The 20,419-nt window shown below is 68.9% G+C and carries 18 protein-coding genes; 1 reads left to right on the top strand and 17 read right to left on the bottom strand.

The window, feature by feature from the left end; genetic code table 11:
- Nucleotides 1-92: 92 nt before the first annotated feature.
- Complete coding sequence (locus ABUE11_RS09850) at nucleotides 93-2,219, top strand: FAD-dependent oxidoreductase (RefSeq protein WP_367065220.1); 2,127 nt, start codon at nucleotides 93-95, stop codon at nucleotides 2,217-2,219.
- 104 nt (nucleotides 2,220-2,323) lie between these two features.
- On the opposite strand, the gene ABUE11_RS09845 is transcribed toward ABUE11_RS09850, so the two are convergent.
- The 17 genes from ABUE11_RS09845 to ABUE11_RS09765 form a co-directional block, all read right to left on the bottom strand.
- A complete protein-coding gene (locus ABUE11_RS09845; protein WP_367065219.1) occupies nucleotides 2,324-3,484 on the bottom strand; it encodes a helix-turn-helix transcriptional regulator in 1,161 nt (386 codons plus the stop codon).
- 79 nt (nucleotides 3,485-3,563) lie between these two features.
- Nucleotides 3,564-4,778, bottom strand: a complete 1,215-nt coding sequence (locus tag ABUE11_RS09840) for an acetyl-CoA C-acyltransferase (RefSeq protein WP_367065218.1) — start codon at nucleotides 4,776-4,778, stop codon at nucleotides 3,564-3,566.
- Between the two features lie 24 nt (nucleotides 4,779-4,802).
- Complete coding sequence (locus tag ABUE11_RS09835; protein ID WP_367065217.1) at nucleotides 4,803-5,261, bottom strand: MaoC family dehydratase; 459 nt, start codon at nucleotides 5,259-5,261, stop codon at nucleotides 4,803-4,805.
- 3 nt (nucleotides 5,262-5,264) lie between these two features.
- Nucleotides 5,265-6,050 carry an SDR family oxidoreductase gene (locus ABUE11_RS09830; RefSeq protein ID WP_367065216.1) on the bottom strand — a complete coding sequence of 262 codons (786 nt, stop codon included), beginning with the start codon at nucleotides 6,048-6,050 and terminating at the stop codon, nucleotides 5,265-5,267.
- Between the two features lie 88 nt (nucleotides 6,051-6,138).
- Nucleotides 6,139-7,311, bottom strand: coding sequence for an acyl-CoA dehydrogenase family protein (locus ABUE11_RS09825; protein ID WP_367065215.1), 1,173 nt, complete (start codon nucleotides 7,309-7,311; stop codon nucleotides 6,139-6,141).
- 193 nt (nucleotides 7,312-7,504) lie between these two features.
- Nucleotides 7,505-8,641, bottom strand: a complete 1,137-nt coding sequence (locus ABUE11_RS09820; protein WP_367065214.1) for an acyl-CoA dehydrogenase family protein — start codon at nucleotides 8,639-8,641, stop codon at nucleotides 7,505-7,507.
- A 144-nt stretch (nucleotides 8,642-8,785) separates the two neighbouring features.
- Nucleotides 8,786-9,661: an SDR family oxidoreductase gene (locus tag ABUE11_RS09815; RefSeq protein ID WP_367065213.1), complete on the bottom strand. Its 876-nt coding sequence runs from the start codon at nucleotides 9,659-9,661 to the stop codon at nucleotides 8,786-8,788.
- A gap of 89 nt (nucleotides 9,662-9,750) precedes the next feature.
- Nucleotides 9,751-11,319 carry an amidase gene (locus tag ABUE11_RS09810; RefSeq protein WP_367065212.1) on the bottom strand — a complete coding sequence of 523 codons (1,569 nt, stop codon included), beginning with the start codon at nucleotides 11,317-11,319 and terminating at the stop codon, nucleotides 9,751-9,753.
- A gap of 68 nt (nucleotides 11,320-11,387) precedes the next feature.
- Nucleotides 11,388-12,545: an acetyl-CoA C-acetyltransferase gene (locus ABUE11_RS09805; protein WP_367065211.1), complete on the bottom strand. Its 1,158-nt coding sequence runs from the start codon at nucleotides 12,543-12,545 to the stop codon at nucleotides 11,388-11,390.
- A 14-nt stretch (nucleotides 12,546-12,559) separates the two neighbouring features.
- Nucleotides 12,560-13,639 (bottom strand): acyl-CoA dehydrogenase family protein, encoded by a 1,080-nt coding sequence (locus ABUE11_RS09800; protein WP_367065210.1) that lies wholly within the window; start codon nucleotides 13,637-13,639, stop codon nucleotides 12,560-12,562.
- Between the two features lie 177 nt (nucleotides 13,640-13,816).
- Entirely contained in the window at nucleotides 13,817-14,971 is a 1,155-nt protein-coding gene (locus ABUE11_RS09795) for an acyl-CoA dehydrogenase family protein (RefSeq protein WP_367065209.1), read from the bottom strand.
- 32 nt (nucleotides 14,972-15,003) lie between these two features.
- Nucleotides 15,004-15,762 (bottom strand): enoyl-CoA hydratase family protein, encoded by a 759-nt coding sequence (locus ABUE11_RS09790; RefSeq protein ID WP_367065208.1) that lies wholly within the window; start codon nucleotides 15,760-15,762, stop codon nucleotides 15,004-15,006.
- Nucleotides 15,763-15,770: 8 nt separating this feature from the next.
- Nucleotides 15,771-16,880, bottom strand: coding sequence for a nitronate monooxygenase (locus ABUE11_RS09785; protein WP_367065207.1), 1,110 nt, complete (start codon nucleotides 16,878-16,880; stop codon nucleotides 15,771-15,773).
- Entirely contained in the window at nucleotides 16,877-17,785 is a 909-nt protein-coding gene (locus ABUE11_RS09780) for an enoyl-CoA hydratase (RefSeq protein WP_367065206.1), read from the bottom strand. The genes ABUE11_RS09785 and ABUE11_RS09780 overlap by 4 nt, the downstream gene beginning before the upstream one ends.
- Nucleotides 17,786-17,789: 4 nt before the next feature.
- The gene (locus ABUE11_RS09775) at nucleotides 17,790-18,560 is read right to left on the bottom strand and encodes a ketoacid CoA transferase (protein WP_367065205.1); all 771 of its coding nucleotides are present in this window, start codon (nucleotides 18,558-18,560) and stop codon (nucleotides 17,790-17,792) included.
- A gap of 17 nt (nucleotides 18,561-18,577) precedes the next feature.
- Nucleotides 18,578-19,456 carry a CoA-transferase gene (locus ABUE11_RS09770; RefSeq protein WP_367065204.1) on the bottom strand — a complete coding sequence of 293 codons (879 nt, stop codon included), beginning with the start codon at nucleotides 19,454-19,456 and terminating at the stop codon, nucleotides 18,578-18,580.
- A 5-nt stretch (nucleotides 19,457-19,461) separates the two neighbouring features.
- The gene (locus ABUE11_RS09765) at nucleotides 19,462-20,376 is read right to left on the bottom strand and encodes a VOC family protein (protein WP_367065203.1); all 915 of its coding nucleotides are present in this window, start codon (nucleotides 20,374-20,376) and stop codon (nucleotides 19,462-19,464) included.
- Nucleotides 20,377-20,419: the final 43 nt, after the last annotated feature.

Raw genomic sequence — 20,419 nt, 5'->3', positions numbered from 1 at the left:
ATGCTCGCAGGATGCGTCCAAATGGACGATGTTGCGCGCAGGGGTTTTTCCACAATGGCTGCAGCTGTCACTCATAAGCAAGAGATCCCCACATGGCCAACCCCTACGCTTCCCTGCTCCAGCCCGGCCGCATCGGCTCGCTGGAACTGCGCAACCGCATCGCCCTGGCGCCCATGGGCGAGAACTTCGGTGGACTGGACGGGCACGCCACCGAGCGTACCCAGGCCTACTACGAGGCGCGCGCGCGCGGCGGCGCGGGCCTGGTCATTCTGGGCACGACGGCCGTGTCCTGGCCCAGCGGCACCAGCGAGCCGCATCAGCTCGGCATCTCCAAGGACGAGTTCATTCCCACGCTGGCCGAGGTGGTGCGCCGCATTCATGCGCATGGCGCCAAGGCTGCGATTCAGATCAACCACAGCGGCAAGGTGGCGGCCAACGACCGCGCGCACGGGCGTGAGATGTGGGTGCCCTCGGTGCCGCCGGCGCTGCCGCCCAATGCGTCCATGGGCACCATCACGCCGCAGGAGCTGTCCACCTTCGTCGGCGTGGGCCCGCATCCGGACCGCTATCGCGTGATGGACGAGGCCGACATCGCCCAGATGATTGAGTGGTATGCCGCGGCCGCGGTGCGCGCGCAGCAGGCGGGCTTTGATGCGGTCGAGGTGCATTGCGCGCACAACTACATCATCGCGGGCTTTCTCTCGCCGTACTTCAACCAGCGCCAGGACGGCTACGGCGGCAGCTACGAGAACCGCTCGCGCCTGATGCGTGAAATCCTCACCGAGGTGCGCCGGCGCGTCGGCCCCGACTATCCCATCTGGGTGCGCCTGGACGCGCAGGAGATGCACACGCCGGGCGGCATCGAGCTCGAGGAGGCGCTCTCGAGCGCGCGCCTGTGCGAGCAGCTCGGCGTGAACGCCATCAGCGTCTCGGCCTATGCGCGCCTGACCTGCGGCAGCGACTTCACCGATGCGCCCATCCCCCAGCAGCCCGGTGCCTACCTGGACTATGCCGGGGCCTTCAAACGCGCGGTGAGCCTGCCCATCATCGTGGCCGGTCGCGTGGAGCCCGAGGCCGGCGCCGCGGCCATTGCGGCCGGTGACGTGGACTTCATCGCCATGGGCCGCAAGCTGCTGGCCGACCCGGACCTGCCCAACAAGCTGCACGAGGGCAGGGCGCAGGACATCCGCCCCTGCATCTACTGCTATGCCTGCGTGAGTGAGATCTTCGTCAACCGCGGCATCAAGTGCGCCGTGAACGCGCAGACCGGTCACGAGCACGAGGCGCCCATCACGCCGGCGGCAACGCAGCGCCATGTGCTCGTCGTCGGCGGCGGGCCCGCGGGCATGGAGGCCGCGCGCATGGCGGCACTGCGCGGCCACCGTGTGACGCTGGTCGAGCGCAGCGACCGCCTGGGCGGCACGCTGTTCTTTGCCGGCCTGGCCTATCCGGAAAACGGCCGCCTGCTCGACTATCTGGTGCGCCAGATGCAGCACCCGCGCATCGAGGTGCTTCTGGGCACCACGGTGGATGCGGCGCTGCTCGAGCGGATCAAGCCCGACGAGATCCTCGTGGCCACCGGCGCACGGCGCGCGGCCCCGGCCATCGAGGGAGCGGAGCAAAACCATGTGTGGAGCGGCGACGAGCTGCGCCGCCTGATGACGGGCGACCGCGCCGACGAGGTGGCCAAGGCCAAGCTCAGCATGGCCGAGCGCGCGCTGTTCAAGGCCGGCGGCATGCTGGGCGTGACCGACAGCGCGGCCGCGCTGCAAAGCCTGTCAAGGCTGTGGATGCCCCTGGGCAAGCGCGTGGTCATCATTGGTGGTGGCCTCGTGGGGCTGGAGCTGGCCGAGTTTCTGCTGGCGCGCGGGCGTGAGGTCACGGTGCTCGAGCCCGGCACGCATCCGGGTACGGAGCTGCCCATCGTGCGCCGCTGGCGCGTGTTCGAGGCCGTGCGGGCCCATGGCAAGCTGCAGCTGCAGGCCCAGGTGCAGCGCATAGAGCGCAAGCAGGTGGTCTGGCTGGACCGCAAGGGCCAGGAGCAGCGCACCGACGCCGACTCCGTGGTGCTGGCCCTGGGCGCCGAGCCCGACGCGGGTGCGGCCGAACAGCTGCAGGCGCTGACCCGCGTGCCGGTGCGGCGCCTGGGCGACAGCGCGGCGCTGGGCTACATCGAGGGCGCCATGCACAGCGGCCACCATGCGGGGCGCACGGTGTAGTGCGCCGCGCTGGTTTGCACTATGAAAAAAGGAGCCTTCGGCGCTTGATGGGCGGCGCTGGAGGCCTGAAAGGCTCAAATCAACCCGAGTCGATCAGGCCCGAGTCAATCCTTGGCGCCCAGCCAGGCGACGCTGTTGAGGAAGATGCGCACCAGCTCCATCTGACGGCGCACGCCGGTCTTGGAGAAGATGGAGCGCAGATGCGCACGCGCCGTGTTGCGGCGGATGTTGAGCGCCTCTGCGGCCTCTTCGAGCGACATGCCATTGGCCAGCTGTATGGCCAGCATGGTCTCTGCCGGGGTCAGCTGAAAGAGCTGCTGGGCTAGCTTGACGGGCGGCTGGGTCTTGCTCTCGGAGTCGCGCACGAACACGGCGACGGCTGGGCGCTGCTTGCCCTCGGTCCACTCGTCGGGTGAGATGCTTTGCACGACCACGCCCCAGGCGAGCTGGCCCGAGGGGCGGCTGACGGACAGGGCCTCGGTCAGACCCATTTTCTGCTCCGTGGGTTGGAGCGCGTCCTTGATCATGCGCTGCAGCTTGCGGTTGTCGTTGGCGTAGGTGGCCTCGAGCTGGTGCCCCACGACGCGCAGCCCGTCCTGCATGTCCAGGATGGACTTGGCGGCCGGATTGCACTCGATGACGTTGCTGTCCTTGTCCAGCACCACCACGCCCACGAGCAGCTGCGCCATGGCCCGGCTGTAGAGCGAGAGCACCTTGCGGTCCTGGTGGATGGACAGGTGCAGATTGAGCGCGCGCTTGATGTGCGGAATCAGGCGCCGGCCCAGGTCCTTCTCGGCCTCGCCGAAGGGGGGATCCTGCTCGCTGCGCGTGACGCGAAAGCCATAGACCTCGCCGTCGCGCGTGCCGATGTCGGCCGCCATCACGTGGTAGACACCATGCGGCGCGCACCAGTCGCGGTAGTAGGCCGAGGCGCGCCATTCGCTGTCGGAGATCACGTCCGCATTCGTCACCAGCCGGTCCGGCTGCACACCCGTGAACGGGCTGACGTTGAGGTTGGGCGTGACCTGTTCGAGGGTCCGGCGGTCCTTGCTGACAGAGACGATGAGCCCCGTGTCCTCGGCCGTCACGGTGCGCACGATGAGCGACACATAGTTGCCGCCCAGCTCGTCGCGAATGGCGTCCAGGCAGCCTTCCCAGCCGTCGGGGTTCAGCGCTGCATCGTAGAGCTTGTCAAGAATCTGGCTGAACCTGTCCAGGGTGATGGGACTGCTTGCGGTGCCGGAGGACGGCGGAAGGTCGGACATGGGCAGCTGACGGCAAAAAAACGGGGACGCGAAAGTCTAACGGTGGTCGGACCTCGCGCCGCGACAATGGTGTACTGGTTTACACCAGTTCGAACAACCCTGCCGCCCCCATGCCGCCGCCGATGCACATGCTCACCACGGCGTAGCGCACGCCGCGCCTGCGGCCCTCGAGCAGCGCATGGCCCACCAGGCGCGCGCCCGACATGCCGAACGGGTGGCCGATGGCAATCGCGCCGCCGTTGACGTTGAGCCGGTCGTTGGGAATGCCCAGCTGGTCGCGGCAGTAGAGCACCTGGCAGGCAAAGGCCTCGTTGATCTCCCACAGGCCGATGTCGGCCACGGTCAGGCCGTGGCGCGCGAGCAGCTTGGGGATGGCGAACACCGGGCCAATGCCCATCTCGTCGGCGCCGCAGCCGGCGACGGCCAGGCCACGGTAGGTGCCCAGGGGCGTGAGACCGCGTTTTTGCGCCTCGGCGCGGCTCATGAGCACGCTGGCGCTGGCGCCGTCGGACAGCTGCGAGGCATTGCCCGCGGTGATGAACTCGCCCTGCGGCACCCACTGGCCGTTCTTCCACACGGGCTTGAGCGCGGCCAGGCTCTCGAGCGTGGTGCTGGCGCGGTTGCCCTCGTCCTGAGCGAGCGTGACCTCCTCGCGGCCGGTCTCGTTACCCTCCTTGTCGAACAGCAGTTTGCTGGTGGTCAGCGGCACGATCTCGTCGGCAAACAGCCCGGCGGCCTGGGCCGCGGCCACGCGCTGCTGGCTTTGCAGCGAGTACTCGTCCTGCGCGGCGCGCGAGACGTCGTAGCGGCGGCTCACGATCTCGGCCGTCTCGATCATCTGGATGTAGGCCGTGGGCATGGCCGCCAGCACCGCCTTGGACTGGGCGCGGTAGCTGTTCTTGTGCTTGTTCTGCACGAGGGAGATGGACTCCAGGCCGCCGGCCACGGCGATGTCCATCTCGCCCGTCATGATGCCCTTGGCGGCCGTGGCGATGCTCACCAGGCCCGAGGCGCACATGCGGTCGATCGCCATGCCGCCCACGCTCTCGGGCAGGCCGGCCGTGTAGGTGCACAGGCGCCCCAGGTTGTAGCCCTGCGTGCCCTGCTGGGCGGCAATGCCGAGGATGACGTCGTCCACATCCTTGCCGTCCACGCCGGCCTTGGCCAGCGCCGCGCGGATCACATGGCCGCCGAGCACCGGGGCCTCGGTGTCATTGAAGGCGCCGCGGTAGGCCTTGCCTATGGGCGTGCGGGCGGTGGAGACGATGACGGCGTCTTGCGGGTTCTGGCTCATGGAATGTCTCTTTCTGGGAATGATTTAGAAAAACAGGCGGCTGATGGTGTCCACCACGCAGCCGGGCTTGTCCGATCCTTCGACCTGCACGGTGATGCGCACCGTGGCCTGCACGCCGTCGCCCTTGACGGGCTCGGCGGCCACCACCAGGCCATGGCCGCGCACGCGCGCGCCCACGGGCACGGGGGCGGGGAAGCGCACCTTGTCGCAGCCGTAGTTCACGCCCATCTTCAGACCCTCGTACTGCAGCAGCTGGGGCAGGAACAAATTGGCCAGCGACAGCGTGAGGTAGCCGTGCGCAATGGTCTTGCCGAACGGCCCGTCCTTGGCGCGCACCGGGTCCACGTGGATCCACTGGTGGTCGCCCGTGGCGTCGGCAAAGGTGTCGATGCGCTCCTGCGTGATGGTGAGCCAGTCGGTCGTGCCCAGATCCTGGCCCACGGCGGCCTGCACGGCGGCGGCGGAGTTGAAAACCTGCGCCATCGTTCAAGCCCTCTGCGAGCTGACGGAGACCACCTCGCCGGTCATGTACGAGGTGTAGTCGCTGGCCAGCATGATCATCACGTTGGCCACCTCCCAGGGCTCGGCGCCGCGGCCGAACGCCTCCTTGGCCGAGAGCTCGTTGAGCAGCTCCTCGGATGCGGACTTCTTCAGAAAGGCGTGAATCGCGATCGACGGCGCCACGGCGTTGATGCGCACGCCGAACTCGGCCGCCTCCATGGCGGCGCAGCGCGTGAGCGCCATCACGCCGGCCTTGGCGGCCGCGTAATGCGCCTGCTCGACCTGCGCGCGCCAGCCCAGCACCGAGGCGTTGTTGACGATCACGCCACGTCCGCGTGGCTGCATCACCTGCAGCGCGGCGCGCGTCATGCGGAAGGTGCCGGTCAGCGTCACGTCCAGCACCTTGTGCCATTCCTCGTCGGGCATGTCGATGAGGCGCCGGCTCGTGCCCAGGCCGGCGTTGTTGATGAGCACGTCGATGCCGCCGGTCTTGTCCTCGGCAAAACGGATCAGCGCATCGACCTGGGCCTGCTGGCTCACGTCGCAGAGCTGGCCATACACGTCTTGCAGGCCGGTCTTCTCGCGCAGCATGGCCACGGCCTCGTTCAGGCGGCGTTCGTGCACGTCGGACACCACCAGGCAGCGGCAGCCTTCCTCGGCCGCGCGCTGGGCAGCGGAAAAGCCGATGCCGGCGCCGGCGGCGGCGGTGATCAGGACGGACTTGCCGCGCAGCAGGCCGTGCGCGGGAACATATTCGGGGGAGGGCTTCATGGGCATGGGTTCCAGTCGTTGGTTCTGCCCACATGGTGAAGGCCGCCGCGTGCGCGCGCATCGTCCGCAAGGACGATGGGCCGGCGCTTCAGCGCGGCATGCCGAGGGCCCGCTCGGCCATCAGGTTGAGCTGGATCTCGTTGCTGCCCGCATAAATCGTGTCGGCGCGGCTGCCCAGCCAGACATGGCGCAGGCCGTCGTGCAGCGGGTTGCCATCCTGAAGGTCGGCCGCGGGGCCGAGCACGTCCATGGCCAGTTCGCCCAGGCTGCGGCGCCAGTTGGACCAGGCGTACTTGGACACGCTGGCCGCGCGCGGGTCGGCCTGCTCGCCGCTGGTGCGCAGCGCGTGGCTGCGCAGCGTGTCCAGGCCCAGCGCGGCCTGGGCAATGCGCTGGCGCAGCACGGGGTCGCGCGCGGCGCCGTTGGCCTGTGCCACGCGGATCACGTCCTGCAGCTCGGCGCGGAAATGCGCCTGCTGGCCCAGCGTGGAGGCGCCCCGCTCGCAGCCCAGCAGGTACATGGCCACCTTCCAGCCGTCGCCGGGCGCGCCCAGGTGCAGGCCGGCCTCGGTGCGCGCGCCGTCGAAGAACACCTCGTTGAACTCGCTGCCACCGGTGATCTGGCGGATCGGGCGTACCTCCACGCCCGGCTGATCGAGCGGCACGAGCAGGAACACCAGGCCCTTGTGGCGCGGCTGGTCGGGCCTTCTGTCCTCGCAGCGCGCGAGCACGAAGATCCAGTTGGATTCATGCGCCCAGGAGGTCCAGACCTTTTGCCCGTCGATGACCCATTCGCCGCGCTCGGCGTCGAGCCGCGCGCGCGTGCGCACGCCGGCCAGGTCCGAGCCCGCGCCGGGCTCGGAATAGCCCTGGGCCCAGTAGTCGGTGCCCGCGAGCACGCCGGGCAGAAAGCGCGCCTTCTGCTCGGGCGTGCCCCAGGCCATGAGCGTGGGGGCGAGCAGCGTCTCTCCGATATGGCCTATGCGCCCCGGGCCGCCGCAGCGCACATATTCCTCGTGGAAGATGATTTGCTGCGCCAGCGGCAGGTCGCGCCCGCCATGCTCCGTGGGCCAGCCCAGGCCGGTCCAGCCGCCGCGCGCGAGCTCCTGCTCCCAGCGCTTGGCGAGTTGCGCGTCGTAGTCGGGCGAGCTCAGGCCGGCGGCGCCGCGCAGCGGGGCGAACTCACCGCACAGGTGCTGCTCCATCCAGGCGCGCACCTCGGCGCGGAAGGCCTGGTCCTGGGCGGTTTCGTGCAGGTTCATGGGGTCAGCTCCTGGTGAAGGGATAGGGTTCTATGGATTTGATAGCTGTTCGCGCTTGTTTGGCGTGGGTTTTATGCCAGTTTGCCCAATCAACGCTCTGCTCCTGGTCGCCGTCATTCCCGCGAAGGCGGGAGTCCAGGAGTCTCATGAACTGGCCAAAGCGCTTTGTGGTCACGCGCAAATAGCTATGAAATCAGGAGTCGTTCATGGCCTGGGCATCAAGCAACTGCCGCGCCACCTGCTCGCGCCACCAGTGCGGCGCGGCCAGGCGCTGGCTGCTGGCCTGGGCGCGGCGGAAGAACAGGTGCGGGTCGTACTCCCAGGTAAAGCCCACGCCGCCATGCAGCTGTATGGATTCGCGCGTGCAGTACAGGGCGGCGTCGGTGGCCTCGGTGATGGCATGGGCGGCGGCGCGCAAGAGTGCCTCGGGCGCCGGCTGCGTGTCGGCCAGGCAGGCCGCGCCATAGACGGCCGAGCGCGCGGTCTCCACGGCCACCAGCATCTGGCCCGCGCGGTGCTTGACGGCCTGAAAGCTGGCCACGGGTTTCTCGAACTGCTGGCGCTCGAGCGTGTAGGCCAGCGACAGATCGAGCGCCTGCTGCGCCACGCCCACCTGCTCTGCGGCCAGCGCTATCGCCGCCACGCAGCGCGTGTGCGCCAGCACGGCCTGCAGCGCCGCGTCATGGGCAATGTGCTGGGCGGCGCGCAGCACCAGCCCTTCGGCGGTGACCAGGCCGTGCAGGCGCGTGGCGTCCACGGCCTGCTGGGCGGTGATGTGAAGGCCCGGCGCGTCGGCCGGCACCATAAACAGGGCCCAGTCGCCATCGTCCTGCAGCGCGGGCAGCAGCAGCTGCTGGGCCACGGGGGCCGAGCCCACCTGGGGCCAGCGGCCGTCGAGCCGCCAACCGTCGCCCTGCTGCACGGCGCGCGCGGCCGGTGGCGCGTCCACGGCCGGCAGTGCCAGGGCAAGGCGCTGTTCGCCGCTGGCAAGTTGCTGCAGCGCGCCGGCGGCCTGGGGCTGATCGGCCAGCGCCGTCAGCGCCGTGGCGGCCAGGGCCACGCCGTCGAAGAAGGGCACGCAGGCCAGGCGCCGGCCCTGTTGCTCCATGAGGAGGGCTAGCTCCACCACACCCAGGCCCAGGCCGCCATGGGCCTCGGGTGTGTGTATGCCGCACCAGCCGAGCTCGGCCATGCCCTGCCACAGGGCAGAGTCCCATCCGCCGGGCTGGGCGCTGACCTTGCGCACCTGCTCGCTGCTGCTGTGCGCGGCCAGGAATTCGGCGGCGCTGTCGACGATCAGGCGTTGTTCTTCGCTGAGGTTCAAGTCCATGAAGGGGCTCCGGGTAGTCTTTCCCTCTCCCACGTGCGGGAGAGGGCAGGGTGAGGGTGCTGGCGTGGCCGGCCGGGCGCCGGTGCACCCCCTCACCCCAGCCCTCTCCCCCACGGGGGAGAGGGAGTGGGCATGGCGCCCGTCTCAGGTACCGTAGACCTTCTGCGGTGCCGGGCCCTGGGCGATGAGCTCGTCGACCACGGCCGTGAGCTCGGCCGGCTCCCAGCGTGCGCCCTTGTCGCGAATGGTGCCGGTGTGCCAGCCGTCGGCCACCGAGATCTCGCCGCCCTTGGCCTCGAAGCAGCGCCCCGTCACATGGGCCGACAGCGGGCTGCCCAGCCAGACGACGATGGAGGCCACGTTCATCGGGTCCCAGACGTCAAAGCCGCTCTCGGGCTTCTTCACCAGGTCGGGCATGGCGCCCTCGGTCATGGAGGTGCGCGCGGCCGGCGCCAGGCTGTTGGCGGTGATGCCGTAGCGGGCCAGCTCGGCCGCCTGCACCAGCGTCAACCCGGCAATGCCGGCCTTGGCCGCGGCGTAGTTGCTCTGGCCGATCGAGCCCTGCAGGCCCGCGCCCGAGCTGGTGTTGATGATGCGCGCGTCCACGGCCTTGCCGGCCTTCTTCTCGTCGCGCCAGTAGCGGCCGAAGGTGTTGCCCATGCAGTAATGGCCGCGCAGGTGCACGCGCATCACGGTGTCCCAGTCCTCCTCGGTGAGGCTCAGGAACATGCGGTCGCGCAGCACGCCGGCGTTGTTGACCAGCACATGCACGTCGCCAAAGGCGGTGACGGCCGCGTCCAGAATCGACGCTGCGCCGGCCAGCGTGGTGATGTCGCCGGTGTTCGCGATCGCCTGGCCGCCGGCGGCCTTGACCTCATCGGCCACGGCCTCGGCGGCCTCCTGGCGGATGTCGTTGACGACCACGTTTGCGCCCTCCTGCGCAAACGCCAGCGCATAGGCGCGGCCCAGGCCGCCGCCGGCGCCGGTGATGACCACGGTGCGTTGGGTGCAGATTGCCATGTGAGTTCCTTGGGTTCTTGAATGGTGGTGGTGTAGGCGGCCCCCTCTCCCCGACCCTCTCCCGCGAGGGGAGAGGGAGAGGAGGCAGGTCAGGCCTTGAAGGGGGTGAGATCGGGCATGCGCTGCGCCCAGGGCATGGCCTGCTCGAGCTGCGCGGCCAGGCCCAGCAGGCGGTCCTCGCGCCCGTAGGGGGCGACGAAATGCGCGCCCACGGGCAGGCCGTCGGCCGTCCAGTGCGCGGGCACGGACATGGCGGGGTGGCCGCTGATGTTGAACAGCGAGGTGAAGGCCGACGAGTTCATGGCCTCGTGCGCATAGCTCTCGAAGGGCTGGTCCAGCGTCAGCACGCCCAGCCTTTGCGCGGGCACGGCCGTGGTGGGCGAGAGGATCAGGTCATAGCCCGCGAAGAACTCGTCGATCAGCCGGCCCGCCTTGTCAAAGCCCAGGCGCGCGGCGTAGAGCTGCTGGGCCGTGGCCTTCTTCGCCTGTTGCAGCGTGGCCCAGTCCAGCGGCTCCATCTCGTCCTCGCGCACGGCGCGGCCGAGCAGCTTCTCGCGCCGCTCAATCGTGTGGAGCATGGACGCGCCCATGGCGACGCCCATGCCGCCGTAGATCTCCTGCACGGGCAGCTCGGGCATTTTTTCCTCAAGCTGGTGGCCCAGGGCCGCGCAGGCCTTGGCGGCCGCGTCCATGGCCGCGAGGCAGTCGGGGTGCACGGGCACGCCAAAGTAGTTCTTGCGCCACAGGGCGATGCGCAGCTTGCGCGGCGGCTGCAGCAGCGCCTGCAGATAGCTGCCGGGTGCGCCGCCCGGCGGGCGCACGCGCGCGCCGGCCTCGGGGCCGGCCGTCAGGTCCAGCAGCAGGGCGCTGTCGCGCACGCTGCGGCTGATGGCGTGGTTGATCGACAGGCCCATCGAGCCCTCGAGCACGTCCGGCCCGCCGGGCACGCGGCCGCGGCTGGGCTTGAGGCCAAACAGTCCGCAATGCGCCGCCGGGATGCGGATGGAGCCGCCGCCGTCGCTCGCGTGCGCGAGCGGCACGATGCCGGCCGCGACCGCCGCGGCCGTGCCGCCCGAGGAGCCGCCCGTGGTGTGGGCCGCGTTCCAGGGGTTGGGCGTGGCGCCGTACAGGCGCGACTCGGTGGTCGTCGTCATGCCGAACTCGGGCGATGCGGTCTTGCCAAAGATGTTCAGGCCCGCCTTCTGGTAGCGCTCGACCAGCGTGGTGCTGTGCGTGGCCACGGCGTCCTTGAAGAAGGCGCAGCCATTGGTGGTCACCGTGCCCTGCAGGTACTGGCCCAGGTCCTTGAGCAGGAAGGGCACGCCCCACAGCGGCGCAGCCTTGGTGGCCTGGGCGCGCTCGGCGCGGCCCAGCGTGGACATTTTCTGTGCCTGCGCGCGCGCGCGCTCAAAGTCGCGGATGACCACGGCGTTGAGCTTGGGCAGGGCCTCGACGCGGGCGATGGCCGCGTCCAGCGCCTCGAGGGGCGTGACCTCGCCGCTGCGCAGCTGCTGCGCCCAGGCGGTGGCGTCCTGCGGCGCGGCGGTTGTGTTCTTGGCACCGGCCAGGCCGGGCAGGGCCAGGCCGCCGGCGGCGCTGCCTGCGGCGCCCTGCAGCAGCAGGCGGCGCTGAGGGTTGGGGGCGATGTGATCCGTCATGGTGCTGATCCTGGGCACGGTGTGGTGTTTGCTCCCTCTCCCGCAGGCGGGAGAGGGTGGGGTGAGGGCTACAGCCGCTCGATGATGGTTACGTTGGCCTGACCGCCGCCCTCGCACATGGTCTGCAGGCCGTAGCGCCCGCCCGTGCGCTCGAGCTCGTGCAGCAGCGTGGTCATGAGCTTGGCGCCCGAGGCGCCCAGCGGGTGGCCCAGGGCGATGGCGCCGCCGTTGACGTTGGTGCGCGCGGGGTCGTAGCCGGTTTCCTTGAGCCAGGCCATGACCACCGAGGCGAAGGCCTCGTTGATCTCCACGAGGTCGATGTCGTTCATGGTCATGCCGGCCTTCTTGAGCGCATGGGCCGTGGCCGGGATGGGGGCGGTCAGGTGCCAGATCGGGTCGTCGGCGCGCACGCTCATGTGGTGGATGCGCGCGCGGGGCTTGAGGTTGTAGCGCTTGAGCGCGGCCTCGGACACCACGAGCACGGCGGCGGCCGCGTCACAGGTGGAGCTCGAGACGGCGGCCGTGATCTTGGGGTAGGTGGGGTCCACGGGCTCGAGCGTGGCCATCTTCTCCAGCGTGCTCAGGCGCGCGGTCTCGTCCATCTTGAAGTCACCATAGGGCACGACCTCGCGGTCGAAGCGCCCCTCTGCGATGGCCTTCAGCGCCTTGTCGTGGCTGTGCTTGGCAAACACCTCCATGTCGGCGCGGCTCGCGCCCCAGTGGTCGGCGATGCGCTGCGCGGCGTAGAACTGGTTCACCGGCGCGTCGCCAAAGCGCGCCTGCCAGCCCTGGCTCTGCGCGAACGGCGTGGTGAAGCCCAGCGGCTGGCCCGCAATCATGGCCGAGGAGATGGGAATGGCGCTCATGGTCTGCACGCCGCCGGCCAGCACCACGTCCTGCGTGCCGCTCATCACCGCCTGGGCCGCGAAGTGGATGGCCTGCTGCGAGCTGCCGCACTGGCGGTCCACGGTGGTGCCGGGCACGTTGAGCGGCATGCCCGCGGCCAGCCACGCGGTGCGCGCGATGTCGCCGGCGAGCGAGCCGATGGTGTCCACGCAGCCGAAGATCACGTCGTCGTATTCGGCGGCGGGAATGTCGTTGCGCTCGACCAGCGCGCGGATCACATGCGCGCCCAGGTCGGCGCCGTGGACATGGGCGAGCGAGCCCTTGCGTTTGCCCGTAGGCGAGCGCAGTGCGTCAACGATATAGGCTTGGGGCAGGGCCATCTGGGCACTCCTTGTCAGACGGATTCGGTGTTGAAGGTGGCGCCGGGGCCGAGCAGGGCGTCTTGCGTGAGCAGGGCATCGGTCAGGCGGGACTGGTGGAAGGCGCGGTCGCCCCAGGCGGCGTTCAGGGCCCAGGCGCGCTTCATGAACATCTGCAGGTCCACCTCCCAGGTGTAGCCCATGGCGCCATGCACCTGAATGCCCTTGCGCGCGGCCAGCAGCGCGGCCTCGCCGCAGACCAGCTTGGCGTGGGCCACGCGCGCCGAGCGGCCGTCCTCGCGGTGCGCGAGCGCATGGGCCGCGCGGTAGAGCACGGGCTTGGCGAACTCGATGGCCGTGAACACATCGGCCAGATGGTGCTTGACGGCCTGGAAGGCGCCTATGGGCTTGCCAAACTGCTTGCGCTGGCCGGCGTAGTCCACCGTCATGTCCAGCATGCGCTGGGCCAGGCCCACGAGCTGGCCGGCAACGCAGAGCGCGCCGCGCTCGAGCGCCTCGTCCCACAGCGCCTGGCCGGTCTTGCCGTCGGCAACGCGCGTGGCGCTGCTCGCTTCCCACTGCACCTGGCACAGGCGGCGCGAGGCGTCGATGCTGCGCTCTGTGGTGACGCGTGCGGCGTCGGCGGGCACGGCGTGCAGCTCCAGACCCTCGGGCGTGGCGTGGGGCAGCAGCAGCAGGTCGGCCAGATGGGCATCGGCCACCCAGGGGTTGATGGGGTGGCCCACGGCGATGCGCACGCTGCCGTCGACCACGCGTGGCAGCCATTGGCTGCGCACGGCGTGGCCCTCGGGCAGGGCGGCGAGCATGCCGGTGGCGATGTAGGCCACGTCGGTGAGCGAATCGGGGATGGCGTAGTAGCCCAGCTCCTGCGTCATCAGGACCCAGTCGATGTCGCCCAGACCCAGGCCACCCTCGGCCTCGGGCACGGACAGGCCCGTGAGGCCCTGCTCGGCAATCTTCTCGCGCAGCTGCGGGCTGCGGCCGGCATCGGTCTCCCAGATCTCCCGCAGCAGCTCGGGCGGCGCCTCGGTCATCAAGAAGCGGCTGACGGAATCGCGGAACGCGATCTGGTCTTGGGTAAAGGTGAATTCCATGGAGCTTTCTCCCAGAAAAACGGTGTTAGGTGCGCCTTGGGGCGCAGCGTGGAAGCTGGGCGCGCGGCAGGCCAGCAGACGCCGCGCAAGGGCCGCCCCGCCGCGTTGGCGTCGTCTCCCTTCCCGCGCGCAAGCAGCGAGAGAAGGGCGAAGCGGCGCAGCCGCACAGGGGGGTGTTCATGCTTTCGGCATGCCCAGGACGCGCTCGGCAATGATGTTGCGCTGGATCTCGTTGCTGCCGGCGTAGATCGGGCCGGCCTGGGCGAACAGAAAGCCTTCCATCCAGTCATGCGTCTCGGCATCGTCCACGAGCTCGGCGCGTGCCGCCAGGATGCGCAGTGCGGTCTCGTGCAGCAGCAGATCGAGCTCGGACCAGAAGATCTTGTTGGTGCTGGCCTCGGCGCCTATGCTGCCGCCCTGGGCCAGCTTGGCCACCGTGTGGTAGGAGGCCTGGGTATAGGCCTCGGCACCCATCCAGGCGCGGTTCACGGCCTCGCGGATGCTGGGGTCGCGGTCGGCCGCCGCCTGGTGCTTGCGGTAGAGCTGCACGAGCTTTTGTGCCGTGCGCTGGTAGCGCGCGGGCGAGCGCAACAGCAGGCCGCGCTCGAAGCCGGCCGTGGCCATGGCCACATGCCAGCCCTGGCCCTCGTCGCCGAGGCGGTTGGCCACGGGCACGCGCACGCTGTCGAAGAAGATTTCGGCGAACGCCTCCTTGCCGTTGAGCGCGCGGATGGGGCGGATGGTGATGCCCGGTGCATCGAGCGGCACGAGCAGATAGGTCAGGCCATGGTGGCGGTAGGAGTTGGGGTCGGAGCGGAACAGGCCGAACAGCCAGTTGGCAAACACCGCGCGCGTGGACCAGATCTTCTGCCCGGTCACGACGTAGTGGTCGCCATCGCGTATCGCCTTGCTGGAGATGGCGGCCATGTCCGAGCCCGCGTTGGGCTCGCTCCAGCCCTGGGCCCACATGTCGTCGCAGCGCGCGGTGCTCGGCAGAAAGCGTGCCTTCTGCTCGGGCGTGCCGAACTCCATCAGGGTCGGGCCGAACAGCAGAATGCCGTTCTGGTTCACGCGCTGGGGCGCGTCAACGGCCCAGTACTCCTCCTCGAAGATCAGCCATTCGATCAGGTCGCAGCCACGCCCGCCCAGCTCCTTGGGCCAGGTCACGCTGCTGAAGCCGGCACTGGCGAGCCTGGCCTCCCACTGGCGGTGTTGTTCAAAGCCCTCGCGTGTGTCGTAGCTGGCGAAGGATTCCTTGGGTGCGTTGGCGCGCAGCCAGTCGCGCACCTCGGCACGGAAAGCCTGTTGGGCGGGGGTGTAGCGAAGGTCCATGGTGTCGGTCCTGGCGGGTCGAGGTCAAAGGGTCAGAATTTCGCTTCGCGCTTGTCCACGAAGGCCTGGCGCGTTTCGGCGGAGTCGGGGCTCATGTAGGCCTGCAGGGTAAAGCCTTGCTCCCAGCGGTACTTGTCCTCGAGGTTGCCGTCCTCGATGCCGTTCAATGCCTCCTTGGCAATGCGGATCATGGCCGGGCTCTTGGCTGCGATCTTTGCGGCGATCTCCAGCGCGGTGGTGCGCAGGGCGTCCTTGGGCACCACGCGCTCTATGGCGCCGAGGCGCAGCGCCTCGGCCGCGCCGATCATCTCGCCCGTGAAGAACAGGTAGCGCGTCTTCTGCACGCCGAACATGCGCTGCAGATGGGCTGCGCCACCCATGGCGCCGCGGTCCACCTCGGGCAGGCCGAAGGTGGCGTCGTCGGCCGCGATCACGATGTCGGCCGCGCCGCAGATGCCTATGCCGCCGCCGAGTACAAAGCCATGCACCGCGGCGATCACCGGCACGGGGTTGCGGTGCACGGCCTTGAAGGTGGCGTAGTTGCCCGCGTTGACGCTGACGATGAGCTTGTCGTTGGCGGCCAGCTCCTTGATGTCCACGCCGGCGCAAAAGCCGCGGTTTTCGGCGCGGATGACGATGACGCGCACCTCGGGGCGCTGGCCCAGGGCGGCGATCTCGGCGGCCAGGCCGTTCCAGCCCGCGGCGTTGAGAGCGTTGACCGGGGCGCGGTCTATGACCAGTTCGGCCACGCCGTTGTCGTGCACCTGGGAATAAAACTGCTGCTGGCTCATGGAGGGGCTCACTGGGTGGATAGGTCGGTTGCGAAGATCTGCTGTGAAAGCTGCTGCTGGCGCTGCTGCGCCTGGGCGACGATGCCGTGGATGACCTGCTCGCAGGAGTCGAGCCTGCCGATCAGCGCGGCCACCTGGCCCGCGGACATCACGCCCTCGGCGGGCTTGCCCTCGACCATGGAGCGCTGCAGCAGCATGGGGGCGTTGGCGGCCATCACGGTCTGGGCGACGCTGGCCGGGTCCTCGCGCAGCGCCTGCCACAGCACCGACAGCGCGTGGCCCGTGGTCATGCCGGTCTGGGCCTTCCACTGCATGGCGAGCGAGAGCGCGATGCGCACGCGCTTGAGCGGCGAGGCCTTCTCCAGCATGGACAGGTATTCGTTGGGAATCATGCGCTGGGGCATGCCGTCGATCAGGTGCGAGATGCGGATCTGCTCGGCGTCCTTCGTGGCCAAGTAGCGCGCGAGCGTGGCCTCGGGCACGCCCGAGTCACTGGTCATGAGAAAGCGCGTGCCCATGGCAATGCCCTGGGCGCCAAAGGCCAGGGCCGAGAGCAGGCCGCGTCCGTCATAGAAGCCACCCGCGGCCACCACGGGCACCTGCACGGCATCGACCACCTGGGGCAGCAGCACCGTGGTGGGTACGCTGCCGGTGTGGCCGCCGCCCTCGCCACCCTGGATGGTGATGGCGTTGGCGCCCATCTCTATGGCCTTTTGCGCATGCTTGAGCGCGCCCACCGTGGGCATGCAGACGATGCCCGCGTCGCGCAGGCGGCCAATGGTCTTCTTGTCGGGCCCGCGGCCATAGCTCACGGCGCGAATCCGGTATTTCACGGCCAGGTCCAGCAGCTGCTGTGCATTGGGCTGGAACATGTGGAAGTTGAGACCAAAGGGGCGGTCGTCGGTGAGCTTCTTGACGCGCAGGATCTCGGCCTCGATGCGGTCGGCGGCAATCGTGGCGCCGGCCAGAAAGCCAAAGCCGCCGGCATTGGTGGTGGCCGCCACCAGGCTCGAGCCTGCGACCCAGCCCATGGCCGTCTGCACCACCGGGTAGTCGCAGCCCAGCAGCTCGCACAGCGGCGTGCGCAGGGTGGGGCGGGTGCTGGAACTGTCGTTCATGCACCGGCTCCCTGCTTGTTGGCCTGCACCATGCTCTTGGCATCCTGGCCGCCGAGCTGGCCGGCGCCCAGCACCTGGCTGTGGGCGTGCGAGAAATGGTGGTAGCCAAAGGCCATGTCCATGGTGGCGCGCAGGCCCTGCAGCTCCTCCACGCGGTTGATCACGGTCTTGGTGAGCGAGAGCCCCAGGCGCGGCTGGCTCGCAATCTTGGCGGCCCAGGCGTAGACGGCGGCCTCGAGCTCGTCGCGTGGCACGACCTTGTTGACCATGCCCATCTGGTGGGCGCGCTCGGCGCTCATGCGCTCGCCCAGGAACAGGAATTCCTTGGCGATGCGCGGGTTGAGTTCATGCGCGTGGGCAAAGTACTCCACGCCCGGGATGCCCATGCGCACCACCGGGTCCTGGAAGAAGGCGTCGTCGCTTGCGACGATGAGGTCGCAGACCCAGGCCAGCATCAGGCCGCCGGCCACGCAGGCACCCTGCACCATGGCAATCGTCGGCTTGGGGATGTCGTGCCAGCGCCGGCACATGCCCAGGTACACCTCTTGTTCGCGCGCATAGAGCTGCTCGCCGCCGGGCTTGTTGGTGTGGTCCCACCACAGGTGCTTGCGCTCGAACGGCTTGTTGATGTCGCGCCCCGGCGTGCCGATGTCGTGCCCGGCGCTGAAATGCTTGCCCGCGCCGCGCAGCACGATGACCTTTACGGCGTCGTCGCTGACGGCGCGGTAGAAGGCCTCGTCGAGCGCATAGGTCATCTGCGAGTTCTGCGCGTTGTTGAAACTCGGGCGGTTCATGGTCACGGTGGCAATGCCATCGGCCACGGAGTACAGCACGGGCTCGTCGGTCTCGTACACCGACTTGTCTTCGCGCTGCACCAGCGCATCACCGGGGTGGGGGGAGGTCATGGCTTCAGGCTCCAAGCACGCTGGCGCGCAGGTTGTGGGGGTCGAGCTCGGCCAGCAGCGCGAGTTGCGCGGGCGTCGGGTCGGCCGTGGTGGGTACCTGGTCGGGTATGTAGAGCGGGAAGCCCGTGGCCTCCTGCACCTGGGCCGCGGTCACGCCGGGGTGCAGCGACACCAGGCGCGCCTGATGGTTCGGGCCGCCGAAGTCCATCACGCACAGGTTGGTGAAGACGTAGCGCACGTCGGCCACTTCCTCGAGGCTCCAGCCCTGTTCCAGCCGCGCCGGGTTGTAGCCCACCGAGGCGACCATGTCGACCTCGCCGCTCACGAACACCTTGGTGCTGTGGTTGGGCACGAAGAAGGAGTTGGCGTGGTTGATGGAGTTGCCCGGAAAGCCGCGCACGCCCAGCATCATGGACTTCGGTTTGGCGTAGTCGCTGCCCACCATGGAGATGTTGCCCTGGCCGAAGCGGTCCACCTGGGTGGGGCCGACCATGGCGTGGCGCTTGCCGCCCCAGACGTTGTCGAAGATGCGCGCAAAGCCCATGTGGCTTTCGCGCTTGACCTGATAGCCGCCGCGCGGGCCAATCGGCACGGGCTCCTGCACGATCCAGGCCTCGGAGTCGGTCATCATCAGGTCGGTGTTGATGGAGCGCATGCACAGCGACGCGGCCAGGCGCGGGACTATGCCGATGCCGGTGGCCAGCACCTCGCCGTCGTCCTTCCAGACCTGCGCGGCGGCGCAGATGATGCGGTCCACCAGGGCGATTTCACTCATCTCTATTTCCTTTCTGGTCAGAACACCGGCAGCGGCAGCTTGGCGATGGCCTCGGGGCCGCCCACGCGCTCCAGGTACTGTTCCTGAGAGCACTGCACGTAGCGGTCAAAGTAGTTGGCCCAGCCGCCTTCCTCCTTGGCGCTGGCGGCGTATTCCTTGAAGTGCTTGGTGTCAAAGCCATAGAGCGGCGCGCAGGAACTCGGGTGTGCGCCATAGGGTAGGTGCACTACGCCTGTGGTCTCCGAGCGCTCCCAGGGTACGTAGCGCGCCTCCTCGCCCTGGGCGAAGTGGCTGCTCTCGACGAGCTCGTCGCAGCTGACAAACGTGCTCTTGGCGGCGCGCGCGAACAGGTCGTCCATGTACAGGTCCGGGCCCTTGACCTGGCAGACGCCGCGCGCGTCGGCGCGGTCCACATGCAGCAGGGCCACGTCCAGCGGCAGGGCGGGCATGGCCACCCAATGCTTGCCGTCGTAGGGCGAGGGCACGAGCTTCAGATCCGGGTTGTGCTTGAGCACATCCGTGCCCAGGCCTATGCGCGTGGGGATGAAGGGCACGCGCATGGCCGCTGCCTTGAGGCCGAGCATGAACAGGCCCTCGTCAACCTCCATGACCTCGATGGCACCGCTCTGGCGGGCCTGGCGGAAATAGGGCTCGAGCGGGATGAAGTCGAGCGAGACGAAGGCAAACACCAGCTTCTTGACCTTGCCCGCGGCGCAGAGCATGCCCACGTCGGCGCCGCCATAGGCGACCACGGTGAGGTCCCGGGCGGGGCTGCGCAGCAGCTCGCGCACCAGGGCCATGGGCTTGCGCCGCGGTCCCCAGCCGCCGATGCCGACGGTCATGCCGTCCTTGATCTGGGCGACCGCCTGTGCCGCGCTCATGAGTTTGTTGGCCATGGCGATCACGCCTCCTTGTCCAGTAGCTGTTGTTGCGACACGCTGAAGTCGTGGCCCCAGAGGCTCACACGCGTGAATTCATGGGCGATGTGCTCGCTCCAGTCGATGACCGCGCCGTTGTAGCCAAACTCGATGTCGAAGTTCGACGGCGTGCGCATGTAGAACGAGATCATCTTGTCGTTGGTGTGCTGGCCCAGGGTGGCGGTCTGCTGCACCTTGTGCTCGCGCATGCGGTCCATGGCGCGGCCGACCTCGGGCATGTCCTCGACCTCCACCATCACATGCACGCAGCCGCTCTCGACGGGGAAGCCCGCGATCGCCAGGCTGTGGTGGCGGCCGTTGTTGCAGTGCAGGAAGTGGATGGGCAGCACCACGCCCTCGGTGCCCGGAGGCTCGAAGTTCATGATGTCCGACAGGCCAAAGCCCATCACGTCCTTGAAGAACGCCGCGGTCTTGGCAAAGTCGGGGCAGGGCAGCACGGTGTGACCCATGCCGATGCCGCCCGTGATGAAGCGCGACACCCCCTTGGGCGAGGCAAAGTGTGCGAAGTCGGACTTGAAGCCCCAGACCACCTCGTGGCGGTTGCCCGAGGGGTCAGAGAAGCTGACCGCCTGCTGCACGCAGCGCTGGCGGCAGAAGGCCGCGTCCTCGAGCACATGGGCCACGTCGGCGGCGCGCAGGGTCTGCACGGCGGCGTCGAACGCGGCCTGGCCGGCCACCTCCCAGCCCGAGGCCACATAGGCGTCGCGTGCGCCGGGCTCGACGGCAAAGCGGAACTGGCGCTCGTCCATGCGCACCAGCAGGCCGCCGCCCGCGCTGGGGCTGGTCATCATGCCGAGCACGTTCTCGGCAAAGTTCTTCCAACGTGGCACGTCGGTGGTCTGTGCCACCACGTAAGCCAGTCCGCGAATGTCCATCATGATCGGTCCCTTCTCGTTCCCATGGATTGGGGGATGAAGGGCA

The sequence above is a fragment of the Oryzisolibacter sp. LB2S genome (genome assembly GCF_040732315.1).
Classification (GTDB): domain Bacteria; phylum Pseudomonadota; class Gammaproteobacteria; order Burkholderiales; family Burkholderiaceae_C; genus Alicycliphilus; species Alicycliphilus soli.
This window is presented reverse-complemented; position numbering and strand designations above follow the sequence as displayed.

Coding starts and splice junctions, on each gene's coding strand:
- ABUE11_RS09775 (WP_367065205.1), bottom strand. CDS start 18,560: ATGAGTGAAATCGCCCTGGTGGACCGCATCATCTGCGCCGCCGCGCAG.
- ABUE11_RS09825 (WP_367065215.1), bottom strand. CDS start 7,311: ATGAACCTGCACGAAACCGCCCAGGACCAGGCCTTCCGCGCCGAGGTG.
- ABUE11_RS09830 (WP_367065216.1), bottom strand. CDS start 6,050: ATGAAGCCCTCCCCCGAATATGTTCCCGCGCACGGCCTGCTGCGCGGC.
- ABUE11_RS09790 (WP_367065208.1), bottom strand. CDS start 15,762: ATGAGCCAGCAGCAGTTTTATTCCCAGGTGCACGACAACGGCGTGGCC.
- ABUE11_RS09765 (WP_367065203.1), bottom strand. CDS start 20,376: ATGATGGACATTCGCGGACTGGCTTACGTGGTGGCACAGACCACCGAC.
- ABUE11_RS09805 (WP_367065211.1), bottom strand. CDS start 12,545: ATGGCCCTGCCCCAAGCCTATATCGTTGACGCACTGCGCTCGCCTACG.
- ABUE11_RS09840 (WP_367065218.1), bottom strand. CDS start 4,778: ATGAGCCAGAACCCGCAAGACGCCGTCATCGTCTCCACCGCCCGCACG.
- ABUE11_RS09780 (WP_367065206.1), bottom strand. CDS start 17,785: ATGACCTCCCCCCACCCCGGTGATGCGCTGGTGCAGCGCGAAGACAAG.
- ABUE11_RS09770 (WP_367065204.1), bottom strand. CDS start 19,456: ATGGCCAACAAACTCATGAGCGCGGCACAGGCGGTCGCCCAGATCAAG.
- ABUE11_RS09795 (WP_367065209.1), bottom strand. CDS start 14,971: ATGGACCTTCGCTACACCCCCGCCCAACAGGCTTTCCGTGCCGAGGTG.
- ABUE11_RS09800 (WP_367065210.1), bottom strand. CDS start 13,639: ATGGAATTCACCTTTACCCAAGACCAGATCGCGTTCCGCGATTCCGTC.
- ABUE11_RS09850 (WP_367065220.1), top strand. CDS start 93: ATGGCCAACCCCTACGCTTCCCTGCTCCAGCCCGGCCGCATCGGCTCG.
- ABUE11_RS09810 (WP_367065212.1), bottom strand. CDS start 11,319: ATGACGGATCACATCGCCCCCAACCCTCAGCGCCGCCTGCTGCTGCAG.
- ABUE11_RS09845 (WP_367065219.1), bottom strand. CDS start 3,484: ATGTCCGACCTTCCGCCGTCCTCCGGCACCGCAAGCAGTCCCATCACC.
- ABUE11_RS09785 (WP_367065207.1), bottom strand. CDS start 16,880: ATGAACGACAGTTCCAGCACCCGCCCCACCCTGCGCACGCCGCTGTGC.
- ABUE11_RS09835 (WP_367065217.1), bottom strand. CDS start 5,261: ATGGCGCAGGTTTTCAACTCCGCCGCCGCCGTGCAGGCCGCCGTGGGC.
- ABUE11_RS09815 (WP_367065213.1), bottom strand. CDS start 9,661: ATGGCAATCTGCACCCAACGCACCGTGGTCATCACCGGCGCCGGCGGC.
- ABUE11_RS09820 (WP_367065214.1), bottom strand. CDS start 8,641: ATGGACTTGAACCTCAGCGAAGAACAACGCCTGATCGTCGACAGCGCC.